The organism is Actinoplanes sp. OR16 (assembly GCF_004001265.1).
Classification (GTDB): domain Bacteria; phylum Actinomycetota; class Actinomycetes; order Mycobacteriales; family Micromonosporaceae; genus Actinoplanes.
Map to the genome: position 1 here is coordinate 1867303 of NZ_AP019371.1, position 18512 is coordinate 1885814.

Genomic DNA, 18512 nt, shown 5'->3' on the forward strand with positions numbered 1-18512 from the left:
GCGACGCGCCGGGCAAGCGGGCACACTGGGGCAGTGCGCATCACCTCCGCCCTCATCGACCCGGCGCTCCTGGACCTGCCGTGGCACATTCCCCTGGAGGAATGGCCCGCTGACCACCTGGTCGCCCTCCCTCAGGGCATTTCGCGGCACGTCGTCCGGTTCGTGAAGCTGAACGACACCGTCTACGCGATGAAGGAGACCCGGGAGCGGATCGCCGAGAAGGAGTACGACCTGCTCCGCGCGCTGGAGCGGATCGACTTCCCGGCCGTGCAGGCCATCGCGATCGCCACCGACCGGCAGACCAAGGACGGCGAGCCGCTGGAGACCGTGCTGGTCACCCGGCATCTGCAGTTCTCCCTGCCGTACCGCGCCCTCTTCTCCCGGGTGCTGCGCCCGGAGACGATGAACCGCCTGCTCGACGCCCTCGCCGCGCTGGTCGTGCGGATGCACCTGACCGGTTTCTCCTGGGGTGACTGCTCGCTGTCGAACACGCTGTTCCGGCGGGACGCCGGCGCCTTCGCGGCCTACCTGGTGGACGCCGAGACCGGCAACCTCTACCCGAAGCTCTCCGAGGGTCAGCGCAGCGAGGACATCGAGATCCTGCGGCTGAACATCTTCGGCGAGTGCCTCGACCTGCAGGCCGCCGAGCTGCTGCACCCGTCGATCGACCCGGAGATCGTGGTCGACGACATCGTGGCGCGCTACGAGCGGCTGTGGCACGAGGTCACCTATGAGCAGGAAGTGGCGAAGGACGCCCGGCACCACATCGAGCGCCGGATCCGCCGCCTCAACGACATGGGATTCGACGTGGCCGAGGTCGACATGTCCATGATGGACGGCGGCTACCGGGTCCGGCCGAAGGTCGTCGACGCCGGCTACCACACCCGCCGGCTCATGCGCCTGACCGGCCTCGACGCCGAGGAGAACCAGGCCCGGCAGCTGCTCAACGACCTGGACACCTACCGTGCGGAGAGCCACCTCACCGACGAGCAGCAGGCCGCGCACCGCTGGCTCACCGAGGTCTTCGAGCCGGTGGTCCGCGCCGTCCCGGCCAACCTGCGGCAGAAACTGGAGCCACAGGAGATCTTCTCGCAGATCATCCAGCACAAGTGGCTGCTCTCCGAGAAGGCGGGACGTGACGTCGGGATGGGTCCGGCCGTGCAGTCGTACCTGACCGAGGTCCTGGTCAACAAGCCCGATGAGCAGGCCGTCCTGGGTGTGGAGCCGGACGAGCTGTCCGAGGTCCTCTAGATCGCCAGCTCGGAGAGTGCTCGCAGCCCGCTGCGCCGGGCCACCACCAGGATGCGGTCACCGGCGGCCAGCACCCGCCGCGGGTCCGGCCGCCAGTCGATCCACTCCTGATCGGCGGCCGACATGCCGAGCACCCGCGCCTCGCCCGGGTGGTCGGCGTGTTCCAGCGGCGCGCCGTCCAGATTGGACCCGGCCGCGACGGTGACCGTCGCGACCATCACGGCGTGCCGGTCGACCGGGATCGTGGCGTGCACGTCGCGTTCCAGCAGGGCGGCGGCGAAGACCGGGGCGCAGAGCCGGGACACGCTACGGGACGTGTTGATCTGGAAGGCCGTCTCGACGCGCTGCGCGAAGTCGTCGTCGAAGAGCCGCAGCACCACCCGCAGGTTCTCGTGCGAGCTGCGGGCACGAAGGGCCGCCTCCAGGTTGATCGGGTCGTTGGTGGAGAGCACCACGAGCGCCCGGCAGGTGTCGATGGCCGCGGCCCGCAGCGTCGCCTCGTCCGCCGCGTCGCCGACGATCACCGGGATCTGCCGGTTCGCCGCGGCCTTCACACCGACCGCGTTGCTGTTCCGGTCGATCGCCACCACCCGGATCCCGAGGTCGTGCAGCTGGCGCATCACCTGGGTGCCGACCGTGCCGAGACCGACCAGCACGACGTGGTCCCGCAGCTCACCGGCGAGCCGGCCCTGGCTGAGCGCGAGCCGCGCGTTGACCATGCCGTCCACCACGGCCGCGGTGATCAGCGGGATCAGTGCCAGTCCGGCGATGGTCAGCACGAGCTGCGCTGCCTGGGCGATCGGATCCTGCCCCTCCTGCACGTCGGACGACCCGACGGCGGTCAGCAGGGTGATGTAGATCTGCTCCCAGAAGCCGTGCCGCTTGTCGTCGAAGCCGTTCAGCACCGCGCCGGCGACCACGGTGGTGGCGAGCGTGATCAGCACGGCCAGGCCCAGTTTGCGGCTGAGCGCGGCGCGGACCGCCCGGCCGAATGTCGTCAACGGGCTCCGCCGGCGACCGGCCCGGGTGAGCAGCTTGCGGGTCACGTCCTCGCCCGGCGGACGGCCCACCGCCTCGGCCAGCACCAGGTCGGTCGGCAGCATCCAGTCCGGTTCCGGCTCGGCGGGCAGGACGCTCACCTCACCCTGCTCGTCGGTGACGGTCAGCGTCAGGACCACCCGGCGGGGCGGGACGTCGGCGCGGTGGGCGACGTAGAGCGTCCGGTCGGCGCGCCGGAAGTGCGTCGGGGCGACCTCGCCGAGAGCCGCCGCCACGAACGCCGGCGCCGCCATCTCGGCGTCGGAGAGCACCGCGCAGTCCGGGAAGAGCCGGTCCACGCTGCGGGCCAGGCCACGGCTCGACATCCGGACGACCACCCGCAGCCGCTCCTCCACCTCCCGGGCGCAGAGCGCGGCATGCAGATTGATCATGTCGTCCGGCATGACCAGGGCCAGCGCGGCGGCGCCGGCCAGCCCGGCGTCCTGGAACGCCCGCTCGTCCAGCCGGTCCGCCTTGTGCCACGTGACGCCGCGGTCGGCGAGCCCGGCCAGGTCGGGAACATCCGACCGGACCCGGTGCGGAGTGATCACGGTGATCCGGATCCGGTGCCGGGAATTCGCCAGTTCCTCGGCGAGCGTGTAGACCAGCGCGTCAGCGCCACAGAGCACCAGGTGAGGACGGCTGTCCCCATCGGACTCGACGGGTTCGGGACGCTCACTCGCCGACACGACACTCACGTTCGCAGATCGTAGTCAGCCGGAACTCCGGCCGGGTACGCTCGTTGCCCCATCCGAACCATTCGTCCGACTTGGTGGGTAATTGACCCAACCCATCGTCCGAAGTGGCTTGGAGAAGATCAGTGCGGAAGTTGTGGTGTGCCGGAGCGATCGCCGGCGGGATCCTGCTCTTCGGAGCGTCTCCCGCTCTCGCCGATGAGCAGCCGCTGAGCCCGTTGAACGCCGTCCTGGGAGAGAACCCGATCCCGTCCGACCCGCTCAGCGGATCGCCGCTCATCGACGGCCGGATCCTGAGCGTCAAGCCCGGTTCGAACGGCATCGGCCGGACTTCAGGCCTGACCTCGCCTGATCACCCCACTCGTCCCGCCGGCGCCGCTCGTGCCGAGAAGCAGCAGCCCAAGGTCCTCCCCGCCGCCGACGTGGTGAACGGAACCCTGCCGGCCGCCGACCCGCGCGACCGCACACCCGGAACCATGGGCAGGCTGCCCAACCCGGCCCCGGCCGCGATGGCCGCCGGTGAACTCGCGTTCTCCGCGCTGCCCTTCGACAGCCTGATGAACAGCGGCTCGACGGTGATCACCGCGCTCGGCCCGGACGGACTGCCGGTCGCGCAGAACAACCGGATCGCCGGGATCGACTCCCGTACCGAGAAGGCCGGCACCGACGTCCCGCTGGTCGGCGGCATCGGCACGGCCGGGCTCGGCGGCGCCATCCCGGTCGGCGGCGTACAGCAGCAGCTCGACGGCATCGGCGCCGACGTCTCCGGCCTGCCGCTCGGCGGTTCCCCGGTCAGCCTGCGCCCCGGACGTTCCGCCCGCCCGGCCACCCCGGACCCGGACACCACGCCGCCGGTCACACCCGGAACCGTCCCCGCTGCCGGTACGCCGTCCTCGGAGACACCCGCCGGTCCCACCACACCCGCGGTCCCGGCCACTCCCGGCGACTCCACGACGCCCTCCGCCCCGGCCGCGTCCACCGGCAGCCCGGCCTCGGCAGGCGGCCCGGCCTCCGCAGCCGACACCGACCCCGCCGACCCCGACTCCGCCAAGCCGTCGACCCATCACCACTCGTCGGCCGGCAGCAGCGCGAAGACGAAGTCCGGCTCGTCGGGCGTAGCCGCCCGCGACAAGATCGACGACCCGCGCCTCCTCGAGGAGCCCACCGAGGGCCTCAACTGAAATCCAGCCGTTAATCCAGCGAGAGCGCACACCGCCAACGTCCAGCGGTGTGCGCTCTCGCGCATCCGGGGCCCGCCGCCTCAGGCAAACGAGAACAGGGCGAAATCGGACTCTCGTACGCATGCCAGGACCGTGGTGTTCCACGCGCAGGCGCCCGGGCGTACATCGCGCAGAAGGCCCATCTCGGCCGCCGCGTCGCCCACGTGGACGCCGGACAGCGACTGGCTGCCCACCGATGTCGTCAGGCTGCCGGAGAAGCGCAGGACGTTGCCGGCGTCGAGGCGCACCGCGACGCCGGGGACGGTCCACAGCCGAGTCCCGTCCGGGTCGATCATCGTGCTGTCCTCGTCCGCCACGGCCAGCAACGATGTGCCGATCGGGATGAGCGATTCGACCGCCGGGACGTCGTGCCGCCACAGTTCGCCGCCCTTCTCCGCGTCGACGGCGACGACCTGGCCCGCGTCCCGGTCGAAGCCGGCGGTCTCGACGAAACAGAGCCGCTTCTCGCCGCACGGCGTCAGGGAACTCAGCGAGGCGTCCGGCGCGGCGGTGTGCAGGGTGGCGGGTTCGCCGAACCCCTCCAGGTCGTACGCGAAGATCCGCTGTGCGTTTCCGGACTCGTGCACGAACAGCCGCCCGTCGTGGGCGATCGCCTCGTCGCTGGTGCCGGCCACGCTGGGCCGGGTCTTCGCCACCTTCCCGGTACGCATGTCCCGCACGCTCGCCGACCGATCACTGTTGATCTGGACGAACCGGTCGTCGTCGGAGACGTCCGGGGAGAACGGGCGCCCGCCAGTGCCTGCGGGACCCGCCAGGTCCGCCTGGGTGGTGACGGTGACGACCGTTGTCGCGTCCGGGTCCTCCTCCTCCCAGCGGACCTCGCCGGTCTCCAGATCGAGCCCGAGCAGCCGCTGCTCCACCCGATCGACGATGACCATCGTGTCGGCGCCGATGTGGACGGTGTCGGAGCTGCCGATCGGACGGTTCCACAGTTCCTTGCCGTCGCCGGCGCCGAGGATGCGCATCTGCGCCTTGCCGGTGCTCGATTCGAGACTGGAGAAGACGACGAGCCCGACCGGCAGCGCGATCATGCGGTCCCAGAGCGAGGCCGTACCGGCGGCGGGGTTGCTCCAGACCATCTTCTTGCTGCCGGTGTCGACGGCGACCACGCCGAGCCGCCCGTCCTGGTCCGAGCTCGCGAAGTAGGCACGGTCCCCGATCACTTCGGTGTCCGACCAGCCGGAGCCCACCGGGACGGCCGGATCGAAGCGCGCCAGCTCCTCCACCGGATGGAAGTCGAGTGCCCGCGTGCCCGGCCAGAGGATCACGGCGGCGGCCACCCCGAGCGCGACCACCCCGGCCACGATTCCGATCAAGAGCCTTTTCTTGTACGGACGATCGCCCTGCTCTTGCCGAGTCACCGCCGGCTCCGGCGCCCCCGGGATCGTCCACGTGGGTTCACCGCCGGCCGGCGCCTGATAGGGCGAGTGCCCACCGGCAGCGATCGCCGCGGCTTCCCCGGTGGCCCACGGATCGACCGGCTCCGAGTATTCCGGCCCGCTCTCAGCCGGCCCGCTCTCAACCGGCCGACTCTCAACCGGACCGCTCGCAACCGGCCCATCCGGCTCGGCGTGGGTGTCGGTGTCCGGATCGTTCCCTCTGGTGGTGTCGCTCTCCCCGGGAGCCGCCATCTCGCCGCCCTTCGATGTACCGGATACCGGCCGCCATGCTACCGATCCCCAGGTAGCCGCCCCCGGCATGGCTATCGTGGCGCCATGCGCATCGAACGGATTACCGCAGCCGCCGAGGTTCACCGCGCGGCCGATCTCTTCGACGCGCCACCCCTGGAGGCCGCCACCGAGCGCTTCCTCACCGATCCCACGCACCATCTGCTGATCGCCTACGACGGCGGTGACCGCCCGATCGGCATGATCAGCGGCGTCGAGACGACCCACCCGGACAAGGGCACCGAGATGCTCGTCTACGAACTGGGGGTAGCGCCGGTGGCCCGCTTGCAGGGTGTCGGGACGGCGCTGGTGAACGCCCTCGCCGAGATCGCCAAACGGAACGGCTGCTACGGCATGTGGGTCGCCACCGAGTCGGACAACAAGGCGGCGCTGGCCACGTACCGCCGATCCGGCGCCTGCGAGGAGATGACCTTCACGCTGCTGAGCTGGGACCTGACCTGACTTTTGCTTCGCTGATGCGCGGGAAAGATCAGGGGCATGCAGACCTTCCTGCCGTATCCGGACTTCACCGGCAGCGCCCGCGCTCTCGACGTCAAACGCCTCGGCAAACAGCGTGTCGAGACGATCCAGGTGCTGCGCGGCCTGGTCCGGCCCGGCTACGGCTGGCGCCACCACCCGGCCGTCAAGATGTGGCAGGGCTACGAGGAGGCCCTGGTCCGGTACGGCCTGGACATGTGCGAGGTGTGGACGGCGACCGGCCGCGCCGACACCTGCGCCGCGACCCTGCTCACCGACCTGCGGGCGTCGACCGGCCCGGAGTCGGTCCGGTCAGCCGCCGAACTGTCGGCAGCGGGTGATCTGCCGCCGTGGCTCGGCGACGAAGCCCTGCACGTCAGCCATCGGTCGGCCCTGCTGCGCAAGGACCCGGCGTACTACCGCCCGCTGTTCGGCCCCGACATCCCGGATGACCTTCCCTACGTGTGGCCGGCGTCCGACCGTCCTCCGACCACCACGCCCGCGGTCTGAAAAGGCGTCACGTCGGGGAGAGCTGGGGTGCCGGCGTACAAGAAAAAGGGCATGGCCTCCCCTGACGGAGAAGCCATGCCCTTCGTGTAACCGTCGATCAGATGCGGAAGCCGGAGCCCGCGTTGAAGACGTGCAGGGCGTTGGTCTGCGGCTTGATCCAGACCGTCTCGCCCATGTTCGGCATGTAGCGGCGCTCGGTGCGGACGACGAAGCGCTCGGAAGCGCCGCCGACCTCGGCGTGGCCGTAGACGTTGGCGTCCGAGCCGAGGTCCTCGACCAGGTCGACGACCAGCGGCAGCGCGCCGGCCGACTCGGTGACCACTTCGGCGGCCTCGGGACGGAAGCCGATCGTGACCTTGCCGTCGCCACCCTGCTGGGCCGCGGCGACCTGCTCACGGGTCAGCGGGACGCTGAGCGAGCCGAAGGTGGCGCCCGACTCGGTGAGCGGAACCGTCTTGATGTTCATGGCGGGCGAGCCCATGAAGCCGGCGACGAAGACGTTGCCGGGGGTGTCGTAGAGCTCGCGCGGCGTGGCGACCTGCTGCAGCTCACCGTCGAGCAGCACGGCGACCCGGTGACCCATGGTCATGGCCTCGACCTGGTCGTGGGTGACGTAGACGGTGGTGACGCCGAGCTTCGCCTGGAGGGAGGCGATCTGCGTACGGGTCTGGACGCGGAGCTTGGCGTCGAGGTTCGACAGCGGCTCGTCCATGAGGAAGACCTGCGGCTGACGCACGATCGCGCGGCCCATGGCGACACGCTGGCGCTGACCACCGGAGAGCGCCTTCGGCTTACGCGAGAGGTACTCCTCCAGCTGGAGCAGAGCGGCGGCTTCCTTCACCGCGCGGTCGATCTCCGACTTCGGGGTCTTGCGCAGCTTCAGGGCGAAGGCCATGTTCTCGTACACCGTCATGTGCGGGTAGAGAGCGTAGTTCTGGAACACCATCGCGATGTCACGGGACTTCGGCGGGAGGTGCGTGACGTCCTTGTCGTTGATCAGGATGCGGCCGCGGTCCACGTCCTCCAGGCCGGCGAGCATGCGCAGGCTGGTGGACTTGCCACAACCGGAGGGGCCGACCAGAACGAGGAACTCGCCATCGCCGATCTCGAGGTTCAGCTCGTTGACGGCGGGACGCTCAGAGCCCGGGTAGATCCGGGAGGCCTTGTCGTAAGTGACGGTAGCCATGGTGAATCGACTTCCTTTCCACCGGCAGGAACGTGCCGGACGATCCGAGTAGAAGGAACAGCCCCGCAAACGTAATTGTTTTTCACCGACCTGCCAAGATGGCGGCCACATCACAGGACGTTATGCTGACCGGGAACACGCCCCTGTAGCTCAGATGGCCAGAGCACCCGTCTTGTAAACGGGAGGTCGTCGGTTCGATCCCGACCGGGGGCTCGCCGGGGCCGGAGTGTGTCCGCGAAATGCGCGGACCTTGTCGGCTCGCTTCGCTTGCCGGGGGGCCGAGCCCCCCGAACCCCCCACGGTGCGGTCGGTTGCGGTTGGTGGGTGGTTGCGCCTTGTGGTGGTTGCGCCCCTTGTTTCGGTTGCGCCTTGTTGTGGTGCGCCTGGTTGTGGTTGACCCGTCCCGCTCTTGCTTGGCTCGTCGTTGATCTTGCATGAGTTCCGTTCTGGTGGCCGCCTTCGTCGCGGTCCTCGTGGTGGCCCCTCCTTCGGATTGGGCTCAACCCGGATACGGCCCGGGTGCGACGTTCTACAACCCCGCCGAGGCGCGGCTGGACACCCAACGTTTCACGAAGAAATGGGAGATCTCGACTCACGGCGCCGCCGATTGTGAAGTCGGGCGGGAACCACTCGTGTCCGGCGGCAATCTCTACACCAGCATGCCGGGCGGTATCGCGGCCCTCGACCCGGCGACCGGCGGCAAGCGCTGGTTCACCGGGCTGGTCCGGCGCGGCGTCTCCCGGATGGCGGTCGCCGACGGCAGGCTCGTGGCGCTCACCTACACCTGCGACGGCCAGGGCAGTTTCCTCACCGGGTACTCGGCGGCGACCGGCAGCCGGCTCTGGGAGGTCGCGATCGGCGGACCGGCGCAGGACATGGTGGTGGACCGCGGGGTGGCCGTCGTCGACACCCGGCCCGACTTCACGCTCAGCACGACCGGCTACCGCCTGGCCGACGGCGGGCGGATCTGGCGGCTCACCGGCACCCGAGGCGACGGGCTGCTCTCGGCCGGCGGGCGGTTGCTGCTGCGTACCGGGGATTCGGGCGCCCGGGCCGTCGACATCACGACCGGTTCGGCGATCTGGCAGACCAGGGAGAACTGGTACGCCGTGGGCAGCGACCCGGCCGGCGGCCGGTTCTACGTCAGCGGGGCCGGCGGCGGCCTGACAGCGGTGACGGCGGCGACCGGCGCGGTGATCTGGAAGTCCGACCTGCCGTCACCCGGCGTCACGGCCGACGACGAGCGCGTCTACCTGCCCCGCAACCGCAGCGTGCTCTGCCTGGACGCGTCGGACGGCCGCAAGCTCTGGTCGGTGCACCTGCCGGACGGCGCGGGACAGCCGGTCCGGGCCGGCGGGCTGCTCTTCAGCCCGTCCGGCATGGGGGAACCGCTGTCGATCGTCGACGCCACGACCGGCAAGGGGGCGATGAGTGCCATGCCGAGCGACCAGCACTATCCCCCGGCCGTCGCGGGCGGCCGCCTCTTCCTCACGGACGGCGACCGCCTGCGGGCCTATTTCTAGCCCTGGGTACGCCGGCGGCTGACCTCGGCGAGCGTCACGGCGGCGGCCACGCTCGCATTGAGCGACTCGACGTCGGACGCCATCGGGATGCTGACCTTCAGATCACAGGTCTCGCCGACGAGGCGGGACAGCCCGCGGCCCTCGGAACCCACCACCACGAGCAGCGGGCCGACCGCCGCTTCGAGCTGGTAGAGGCCGGTTTCACCGTCCGCGTCCAGCCCGATCGCGGTGAAGCCGGCCTTCTGCGCCGACTTGATCGCCCGGGTCAGGTTGACCACCTGGGAGACCGGCACCCGGGCGGCGGCGCCGGCGCTGGTACGCCAGGCCGTCGCCGTGATGCCGGCGGCGCGCCGCTCGGTCATGAAGACGCCGTGGCCGCCGAACGCCGCGACCGACCGGATCACCGCTCCGACGTTGCGCGGGTCGGTGATCCCGTCGAGGGCGACCAGCAGCGGGGCCGTCTGTTCCAGCGCCGCGTTGACCAGGTCGTCGAAGTCCTCGTACGCGAAAGGCGGCACCTGCAGGCCGATGCCCTGGTGAAGGACGCCGCCGGTCATCCGGTCCAGCTCGGCCCGGCTGATCTCCAGGATCGGGATGCCGCGGTCGCCGGAGGTCCGCACGGCCTCGGCCACCCGGTCGTCGATGTCGATGCCCTGAGCCACGTAGAGCGCGGTCGCCGGCACCAGGGTGCGCAGCGCCTCCACCACCGGGTTGCGGCCGAGCAGCAGCTCGGGGCCTTCCTTGGTGGGGTTGGACTTGCGGCCCGGCGCGACCCGGGGACCGCGCGGGCCGGCCGCCCGGCCGCCACGGGACGCTGCGGCGGCACGGGTCATGCTGGTGCCACGGCCACCGCCGCGACCCCAGGTGGTGTCCTTGGTGCCCGGGATGCCGACCTTGGGCGCGCGGCCCTCGGCGGCCGCGGCACGGCGCTCCTTGTCCTGCTTACGCGCGGTCTTGTCGGGCAGCTTCTCGGTGCCCGAGTAGCCCTTGTGCCACGGACGCTCGTCCGCGGGCAGGGTCCTGCCGCGCCCCTTGAGGCTGCTCCGGTTCTTGCCACCGGAGCCCATCGACGCGCCCTTCTTGGAGGTGGCGCGCTTGCTCGCGTTCTGAGAGTTTCCCGGCATCAGTGTTCTCCTACCGTCCAGCGCGGCCCGGTCGGAGTGTCCTCCACCTGAATACCCGCGTTCTTGAGCTGGTCCCGCACCGAGTCGGCGGCAGCCCAGTCCTTCCGTGCGCGGGCCTGAGCCCGCTGTTCCAGTGCCAGGGCGACCAGGGAGTCGACCACCGGCTTCAGGTCGTTGCCGCGCTCGCTGCCGCCCCACGACTCATCGAGCGGGTCGAGGCCGAGCACGCCGAGCATGGCCCGGACCGCGGTGAGCGCGCCCCGGATGCCGGCCTCGTCGCTCGCCGCCAGCGCGGTGTTGCCCTCCCGGATCGTGTCGTGCACGACCGCGAGCGCCGCCGAGGTGTTCAAGTCGTCGTTCATCGCGTCGGCGAACGCCGGCGGGACCGCCTTGGGCCGGCCGTTGCCGACCACCTCGGCCGCGCGGTGCACGAACCCCTCGATCCGGCGGTAGGCCACCGCGGCCTCACGCAGCGCCTCGTCGGTGTAGTCGATCCGGGAGCGGTAGTGCGGCGACGCCAGGTAGTAGCGCACCTCGACCGGGCGGATGCCGTCGGCGACCAGCCCGTCCAGGTCGATCACGTTCCCCAGCGACTTGCTCATCTTCGACTCGCCGAGGTTGAGCAGAGCGTGGTGCACCCAGTGGCGGGCGAAGCCGAGGCCGGCCGCCTTCGACTGGGCGATCTCGTTCTCGTGGTGCGGGAACGTCAGGTCGAGGCCGCCGCCGTGGATGTCGAACTCGTCGCCGAGGTAGCGCCGGGCCATCGCCGAGCACTCGATGTGCCAGCCGGGCCGGCCGGCGCCCCAGGGCGACGACCAGGAGGCGTCGTCGGGCTCGTCGGCCTTCACACCCTTCCAGAGGGCGAAGTCACGGGCGTCCCGCTTGTCCCGCTCGGGCGCGTCGCCGGCCGAGCGCATGTCGGCCGGTTTCTGCCCGGACAGCGCGCCGTAGGCGGCAAACGACGAGACGTCGAAGTAGACGTCACCGTTCCCGCAGTCGGCCTCGTAGGCGTGGCCGCCCGCGATCAGCGTCTGGATCAGCTCGTGCATCTCGGTGATGTGCCCGGTGGCCAGCGGCTCATAGGTCGGCGGCAGCACGTTGAGCGAGCGGTAGTCGCGGTCGAGCAGGAGCCGGTTCTCGTAGGCGATCGCCCAGAACGGCCGCTTCTGCTCCAGCGACTTCTGCAGGATCTTGTCGTCGACGTCCGTCACGTTGCGGACGAAGGTCACCTCGAGCCCGATGTGCAGCAGCCAGCGACGCAACACGTCGTAGTTGACCGCGGAACGCAGATGGCCGATGTGTGGCGCGGATTGAACGGTGAGACCACACAGGTAGATCGACACCTGACCGGGCGTCATCGGGACGAAGTCCCGGACCGATCGGGTCGCGGTGTCATACAAGCGCAGCGTCACCGTACAAGGGTAGCGGCCTGTCAAACGGCGAGGCCGCCCCGCCCAGCGGCGAGGCGGCCCCGGAAAATCACCGGAGGATCAGCGACCGCCGACCGCCGCGTAGGCGTCGACGATGCCGTACCCGTAGAACCCGTTGAAGTTCTTCCCGCCCTCGCAGTAGGCGTCCCACTCGGCCGGGCGACCCTCGTTCGCGTAGCTCACCAGACGCGGGGTCGGGCAGGCCTGCTCGGCGGCGGTCTTGTAGAGCTGCCGCTCCACCACGTTCGGGTCGAGCGTGAGGCCCCCACGGCGCCAGTCGGGCTTGCCGTACCGGCTGACGATCAGCGCGGCGACACCGGCGGCGTGCGGGGACGCCATCGAGGTGCCCTGCAGGTAGGTGTAGTAGCCGCACTTGCCGGCCTTCGTGCAGTCCTTGAAGGCCAGGCCCGTACCGGCCGGGGTGATGTTGCCGGCCTCGTCGGCCAGACCCTCCTCGATCAGCACCTTGAGCGGGTACGTGGAGAGGATCCGGTTGGCCGGCAGGTTGTACTGCGGGGTGCCGAAGTAGTCCCGGGCGAAGCCACCGGGCGCGGCCACCGAGATCTGCTCCAGGCCGTAGTTGCTGAAGTCGGACTTCTTGCCGGACGGGCCGACCGAGGAGACGCCGATGACGTGCGGGCCCTCGGCCGGCAGGTCCCAGCAGGAGCTGTTGTCGATCGGGCGCTCGTACGGGTCCGCGCCGTAGTCCGGGCTGGAGGTGTCGGTACGCGGCTTGCCGAGGTCCTCGGCGTTGTTGCCGAGCGCGCCGACCAGGGTGACGCCCTTGCGGTGCGCGTAGTTGAGGGCCCGCTTCATACCGGCGATGATCGCCCGCTGCTCGGCCTGGTCCTCCGGGCTGTCGGCCGGGTTGGCCGTGCAGTTGTAGAGCCAGGGGTCGACGTAGAACGACATGTTCACGACGTCGAGGCCGGCGTCGGCGGCGTGGGTGAGGCCGTTGACGACCGGGTCGAGGAAGAAGTAGCCGGAGTCCTGGCCGGCCTTGAGCTCGACCAGCGTGACGTCCGGGGCGACGCCGGAGACGCCGACGCCGTTCGCCGCGGCGCCGACCGTGCCGGCCACGTGGGTGCCGTGCCCGCCGTCGTCGGTGCCGACCGGGTCGAGGCAGCTCGCGACCTCACAGGGGCCGTCGATGTCGGTCATGTCCGGCGCGAAGTTGCGGGAGAGCTTGGCGCTGAAGTGCGGGGCCAGGTCGGGGTTCGACGCGTCCAGACCGGTGTCCAGGATGCCGACGGTCACGCCCCGGTTGCCGGACTCGATCTTCCGGGCCTTGTCGGCGCGGATCATCTTGAGGCCCCAGAGCTTGTCGTCGAGCGGGTCGAGCTTGGTGCCCTTGGCCGAGCTCGCGCCCTTGTTGTGCCCGGACTTCTCGACCTTCTCCAGACCGTTCGGCGCCTTGCCGATGGCCCGGCGCTCGGAGGCGCCGATCAGCGCGCCCGACTTGGTGGCCTTCGTGGAGAACTTGGTGTCGGAGGAGGTGACCCGGTAGACGCCGACGGCGTCGTTGCCGGTCACGATCGTGCCGCCGGCCGCCTTGATGGCAGCGGTCGCCTCCGCCGCCGAGGCGCCGTCCGCGGCCACGACGGTGTAGTCCACCGCGTTACCTGGCTCGGCCACGGCCGAACCAGGTACGGCGGTCAAGAAAGCCAGGCCGGTCGCTGTGACGACCGCCCCCGTGATGACGCGTCTTCTCATGGAATTCGCTCCTAGTTGTTGGTCTGGAGGAATCTCATCGAGAAATATCGCTCAACACAAGATGAACAGCGGTCATTTTACGGACGGGTCATACGGAGAACGTCGAGCGCCTCGTCGAGCTGCTGCTCAGTGACCTTCCCCGATGCCACATGACCCCGTTCGATCACGACCTCGCGAATTGTCCGGTCGGTCGCGAGTGCCTGTTTAGCGATCGCGGCCGCCTCGTCGTATCCGAGGTATCGATTGAGCGGCGTGACGATCGAGGGCGACCCTTCCGCGTACGCCCGGGCGACCTCCTCGTTGGCTTCGAGGCCCACGATGCAGCGGTCGGCGAACTGCCGGGAGACGGCGGCCAGCAGCCGGATCGACTCGAGCAGGTTGCGGGCCATCACCGGCAGCATCACGTTGAGCTCGAAGTCGCCCTGCGTGCCGGCGAACGCCACCGTCGCGTCGTTGCCGATCACCTGGGCGGCGACCTGGCGGACCGCCTCCGGCACCACCGGGTTCACCTTGCCGGGCATGATCGACGAGCCCGGCTGCAGATCGGGCAGACGCAGCTCGCGCAGCCCGGCGCGGGGTCCGGAGCCCATCCAGCGGATGTCGTTCGCGATCTTGTAGAGACCGGCGGCCACCACCCGCAGCTGGCCGGACGCCTCGACCAGCGCGTCCCGGGCGCCCTGCGCCTCGAAGTGGTCGCGGGCCTCGGAGAGCGGCAGGCCGGTCGACTCCCGCAGCAGATCGATCACCGCCGGGGCGAATCCGGGCGGCGTGTTCACCCCGGTGCCGACAGCGGTGCCGCCGAGCGGCAGCTCACCGAGCCGCGGCAGGGTGGCGGCGAGCCGCTCGACGCCGTTGGCGACCTGTTGCGCGTACCCGTTGAACTCCTGGCCCAGGGTGACCGGGGTGGCGTCCATGAGGTGGGTGCGGCCGCTCTTCACCACGCCCGACCAGCCCGCGGCCTTCTCCCGCAACGCCCCTTCGAGGTGCTGCAGAGCCGGGATCAGATCGGCGCTGACCGCCTCCGTCGCGGCCAGGTGGATCGAGGACGGGAAGACGTCGTTGCTGGACTGCGACGCGTTGACGTGGTCGTTCGGGTGGACCGGGCGGCCCAGGTCCCGCGAAGCCAGCGTCGCGATCACCTCGTTGGCGTTCATGTTCGACGAGGTGCCCGAGCCGGTCTGGAAGACGTCGACCGGGAACTGGTCGTCGTAACCGCCGCCGGCCACGTGCGCCGCGGCCGTGGCGATGGCGTCGGCGAGATCCTTCTCCAGCACGCCGAGGCTCGCGTTGGCCTGCGCGGCGGCGCCCTTGATCCGGGCCAGCGCGCGGATGTGCGCCGGCTCCAGCCCTCGCCCGGAGATCGGGAAGTTCTCCACCGCCCGCTGGGTCTGGGCACGCCAGAGAGCGTCGGCGGGCACTCGTACCTCGCCCATGGTGTCGCGTTCGATCCGGAAGCCACTCTCGTCAGTCGTCACGGTTTCATCCTCTCTCTCCCATTCACGGGACGCCCGTCGATCGTGGTGATCCCCATGCGGTCGAATAGCTCACAGGCCTCCGCCCGCAGCCTGACCGCCTCAGGATCGTCGTGGTCCAGGCAGGCGGCCAGCCCGGCCTTGGCGTTCGCTATCCCGTACGGGAGACGCGCCGCCGTTCCGGCCCGGAGCGCTTGCTCGAACATCGCCCGGGCCGCCCGAACGTCACCGGAGACGAGCAGGGTGGATGCGTACTCGTTGCGGAACTCCACTTCGTGCAGGGCGTCGCGGGCCGGGATCGTGAAGTCCAGCGACCGGCGATGCTCGGCCTCGGCCTCCGCGTACCGGCCCAGGGCCCGTAGCAGAACGGCCCGGTCGTTGTACGCGTCCGCCAGAACCGAAGGCAACCCGCTCCGCCGGGCGAGGCGGGTCGCGTGGTCGACGTAGTGCAGCGCCCGTTCAGCCGTGATCTCACCGAGCACGAACCGGAGGCGCCCGACGGCCAGCAGCGAGCCCGCGATCATCCCGGGATCCCTCAGGTCGGTCCCCCGGATCAACCGGATCCGGGCGTATCGCAGGGCCTCGCCCGTCCGGCCCATCCGATGCAGCACCACGGAGAGCGTGGCCAGGGCGGGGGCCGGGTTGCGCATGCGCATCCGGTGCACCGCGGCCTTCCGGAAGAAGGTCAGCGCGGCTTCGAGGCTCTCGGGGAACCGGCCCTGCTGCCGGTAGATCATCGCCAGGTTGGAGTAGACGTTCGCGGACTTGCCCACGTCCTCGAGCGGCTGCGCGGACAGCAGCAGGAACCGCTCGGCCTTCTCGTGCTCGCCGGCCCGGGCGTACGCCGACGCGAGGTAGTTGGCGGTGACGGCCGCCCCGAACCGGTCACCGGCCGGCTCGACCTTGGACATCGCCAGCAGATGCAGGTCCCGGACGTCATCCATGTAGGCCCGGCTGAAGAGCCCGGCCCAGGCCGCCCGCGGAATCTGCCACGCGTAGTCGAGGCGGCCCACCCCCGCCGCCGCCTCCACGAAGGCCGCGAGGTCCGGCCGCTGCTGCTCCAGCCGGGCGATCGGATCGCTCAGCGCGGCCAGCAGATCCGGCCGCCCGGGCTTGCGGTCCCCCAGATCGTCGAGCAACGACTCCATGAACCCCGGCGACGTCGTCGCCACCAGGGCGTGCAACTGCAGGTCGAGAGCCTGGACGAGCGCCTCGATCCGCTCCAGCGCCGGAAGCTCGCCGGCCAGCGCCCCGGCGTACTGCCGCAGCAGGTCGTGCAGCCGGAACACCCCCGGCTCCGGCTCGTCGACGAGGTGCACGTCGACCAGATCGTCGAGCACCTCGGCCGCCTCGTCCGCGCTGATCCCGGCGAGGGCGGCCACCGCGAGCGCGTCGAAACGCGCGCCCGGATACACGCCGAGCAGCCGGAAGACCCGTCGTGGCAGCTCCGGCAGCTGCTGATAGGTCAGCGAGAACGCGCCGGTCACCGTCCGGTCCTCGGCGGTCAGCTCGGGCAGGGCCGTCCCGCCCATCCGGTTCAGCAGGTCGGCGACCCGCCAGCGCGGCCGGTGCACCAGGCGGGCGCCGGCCAGCCGGACCGCGAGGGGCAGGCCGCCACAGCGCCGGACCACCTCGGCGGCAGCCTCCGGTTCGGCGGCCACCCGATCGCCGGCGATCCGTTCCAGCAGTTCCACCGCCTCGTCGGCGTCGAGCAGCGGCAGCGACTCGACGCGCACGCCGTCGACCCCGGCGAGGCGACGGCGGGTGGTGACGAGCGTGAGACTGCCCGGTGAGGAGGGCAGCAGGTCGTTGATCTGCGCGCTGGAGGCGGCGTTGTCGAGGATCACCAGCAGCCGGCGGCGGGCCACCTCGGTACGCCAGAACCCGATCCGGTCGACCGGTTCGAGCGGGATGTCGGCGGCCGCGACGCCGAGCTGGCGCAGCAGCACGATCAGTGCGGCGGCCGGCTCGACCGGCGGCTGGTCGCTGTATCCGCGCAGGTCGACGTAGAGGTGCGCGTCCGGGAACCGGTCACCGACCCGGGCCGCGAGGTGCAGCGCCAGGGTGGTCTTGCCGCTGCCGGCCATCCCGTCGATGACCAGCACGGCCGGGTCAGCCGCCGCGATCCGGCCGAGCAGACGGCCGACGAGCGCCTCCCGGCCGGTGAAGTCGCCGACCGTGCGCGGCAGACAGCGGACGGCCCGGCTCGCCACCGGGCGGTTCTCACCGGCCAGCATGCTGCGGTGCAGCTCCTGCAGCTCCGGGCCGGGCTCGATGCCGAGCTCGTCGCGCAGCACGTCACGGGTCCGGCGGAACTCGGCGAGCGCGTCGGCCTGCCGCCCGGATCGGTAGAGCGCTGTCATCAGCTGGCCGCGCAGCCGCTCGCGCAGCGGGAACCGGTCCACCCATCCGGCCAGCTCACCGAGCAGCTCCCGAGCCTGCCCGGCGTCCAGTTCGAGGTCGGCCCAGTCCTCCACCGCGGCGGCGTGCCGGTCGTCGAGCACGGCGGCGGCCGCCCGCACCGCCGGCGCGTCGATCTCCGGGCAGACCGGCCCTCTCCAGAGATCGAGGGCTCCGCGGTACGAGGACCGGGCGGTCCCCGGGTCGGCGGCGGTCTTCGCCTGTTCCACCAGCCGCAGGAAGACGGTGGCGTCCAGCTCGTCCTCGCCCGGCCGGATCCGGTAGCCCGCCGGGTCGCTGTGGATGGCGCCGGCCGGCAGCACCCGGCGCAGGCGGGAGACGCAGGTCTGCAGCTGGCCGCGGGCGGTGGCCGGCGGGTCGGCGCCCCAGACCGCCTCGGTGAGCTCGGCCACTCCGACGACGCGGCCGGGTCGCAGGAGCAGCATCGCGAGCACGATGCGGTCGCGAGTCGCCGTGATCGCCACCGTCCGCTCGCCTTCGGTCACGGAGAGTGGCCCAAGGATGCGGTAGCGCAACGTGATTCACCCGTCCCCGTGTGCCGTACCGGGAGCCTAACCGAGTGTCAGGAGTGGAACGACAGTGAAATGAGAGCGGTCCGGCGCACGCTTCTCCCCAGCGCCGCTCCGCCGCTTGAGCGCCCCTTACGCGGCGGGGCGGTCCGCAGACTTTCAACGGGGGCGCACGGCCCGCCCGGGTGACCCCGGGCGGGCTGTTCGTATACCGATGATCACTCTCGGTTGGACGAGGTAGCGAACGGAACGTAC

13 protein-coding genes and 1 tRNA gene are annotated in these 18512 nt (G+C 70.9%); 6 read left to right on the forward strand and 8 right to left on the reverse strand.

Annotated elements, in window-relative coordinates; genetic code table 11:
* Nucleotides 1–33: 33 nt before the first annotated feature.
* Nucleotides 34–1251: a DUF4032 domain-containing protein gene (locus tag EP757_RS08665; protein WP_127543709.1), complete on the forward strand. Its 1218-nt coding sequence runs from the start codon at nt 34–36 to the stop codon at nt 1249–1251.
* Here EP757_RS08665 and EP757_RS08670 read toward each other — a convergent pair.
* The gene (locus EP757_RS08670; protein ID WP_127543711.1) at nt 1248–2987 is read right to left on the reverse strand and encodes a TrkA family potassium uptake protein; all 1740 of its coding nucleotides are present in this window, start codon (nt 2985–2987) and stop codon (nt 1248–1250) included. The two genes, EP757_RS08665 and EP757_RS08670, sit on opposite strands and share 4 nt — an antisense overlap.
* Nucleotides 2988–3109: 122 nt before the next feature.
* Between EP757_RS08670 and EP757_RS08675 the strand changes: the two genes are divergently transcribed.
* Complete coding sequence (locus tag EP757_RS08675) at nt 3110–4165, forward strand: hypothetical protein (protein ID WP_127543713.1); 1056 nt, start codon at nt 3110–3112, stop codon at nt 4163–4165.
* Nucleotides 4166–4245: 80 nt separating this feature from the next.
* On the opposite strand, the gene EP757_RS08680 is transcribed toward EP757_RS08675, so the two are convergent.
* Nucleotides 4246–5541: a PQQ-binding-like beta-propeller repeat protein gene (locus EP757_RS08680; RefSeq protein WP_127543715.1), complete on the reverse strand. Its 1296-nt coding sequence runs from the start codon at nt 5539–5541 to the stop codon at nt 4246–4248.
* A gap of 399 nt (nt 5542–5940) precedes the next feature.
* Between EP757_RS08680 and EP757_RS08685 the strand changes: the two genes are divergently transcribed.
* Both EP757_RS08685 and EP757_RS08690 read left to right on the forward strand, forming a co-directional pair.
* Complete coding sequence (locus EP757_RS08685; RefSeq protein ID WP_127543717.1) at nt 5941–6354, forward strand: GNAT family N-acetyltransferase; 414 nt, start codon at nt 5941–5943, stop codon at nt 6352–6354.
* Between the two features lie 36 nt (nt 6355–6390).
* Nucleotides 6391–6879, forward strand: a complete 489-nt coding sequence (locus tag EP757_RS08690) for an MSMEG_6728 family protein (protein WP_127543719.1) — start codon at nt 6391–6393, stop codon at nt 6877–6879.
* 97 nt (nt 6880–6976) lie between these two features.
* Here EP757_RS08690 and EP757_RS08695 read toward each other — a convergent pair whose 3' ends face one another.
* Complete coding sequence (locus EP757_RS08695; RefSeq protein WP_127543721.1) at nt 6977–8065, reverse strand: ABC transporter ATP-binding protein; 1089 nt, start codon at nt 8063–8065, stop codon at nt 6977–6979.
* A 139-nt stretch (nt 8066–8204) separates the two neighbouring features.
* Here EP757_RS08695 and EP757_RS08700 point away from each other — a divergent pair.
* Both EP757_RS08700 and EP757_RS08705 read left to right on the forward strand, forming a co-directional pair.
* Nucleotides 8205–8278: transfer RNA gene (locus tag EP757_RS08700), tRNA-Thr, on the forward strand.
* 221 nt (nt 8279–8499) lie between these two features.
* A complete protein-coding gene (locus tag EP757_RS08705) occupies nt 8500–9588 on the forward strand; it encodes a PQQ-binding-like beta-propeller repeat protein (RefSeq protein ID WP_127543723.1) in 1089 nt (362 codons plus the stop codon).
* On the opposite strand, the gene rlmB is transcribed toward EP757_RS08705, so the two are convergent.
* The 5 genes from rlmB to EP757_RS08730 all read right to left on the reverse strand — a co-directional run bounded on the left by rlmB (nt 9585) and on the right by EP757_RS08730 (nt 18233).
* Entirely contained in the window at nt 9585–10712 is a 1128-nt protein-coding gene (rlmB, locus tag EP757_RS08710) for a 23S rRNA (guanosine(2251)-2'-O)-methyltransferase RlmB (protein WP_127543725.1), read from the reverse strand. The genes EP757_RS08705 and rlmB overlap by 4 nt on opposite strands.
* Nucleotides 10712–12124: a cysteine--tRNA ligase gene (gene cysS / locus EP757_RS08715; protein ID WP_127543727.1), complete on the reverse strand. Its 1413-nt coding sequence runs from the start codon at nt 12122–12124 to the stop codon at nt 10712–10714. Before cysS ends, rlmB begins: the two co-directional genes overlap by 1 nt.
* Before the next feature lie 78 nt (nt 12125–12202).
* Nucleotides 12203–13855 carry a S8 family serine peptidase gene (locus EP757_RS08720; protein WP_127543729.1) on the reverse strand — a complete coding sequence of 551 codons (1653 nt, stop codon included), beginning with the start codon at nt 13853–13855 and terminating at the stop codon, nt 12203–12205.
* Between the two features lie 77 nt (nt 13856–13932).
* Entirely contained in the window at nt 13933–15330 is a 1398-nt protein-coding gene (locus tag EP757_RS08725; RefSeq protein ID WP_127543731.1) for a class II fumarate hydratase, read from the reverse strand.
* Nucleotides 15327–18233 carry a BTAD domain-containing putative transcriptional regulator gene (locus EP757_RS08730; protein ID WP_232050424.1) on the reverse strand — a complete coding sequence of 969 codons (2907 nt, stop codon included), beginning with the start codon at nt 18231–18233 and terminating at the stop codon, nt 15327–15329. The genes EP757_RS08725 and EP757_RS08730 overlap by 4 nt, the downstream gene beginning before the upstream one ends.
* Between the last annotated feature and the right edge of the window lie 279 nt (nt 18234–18512).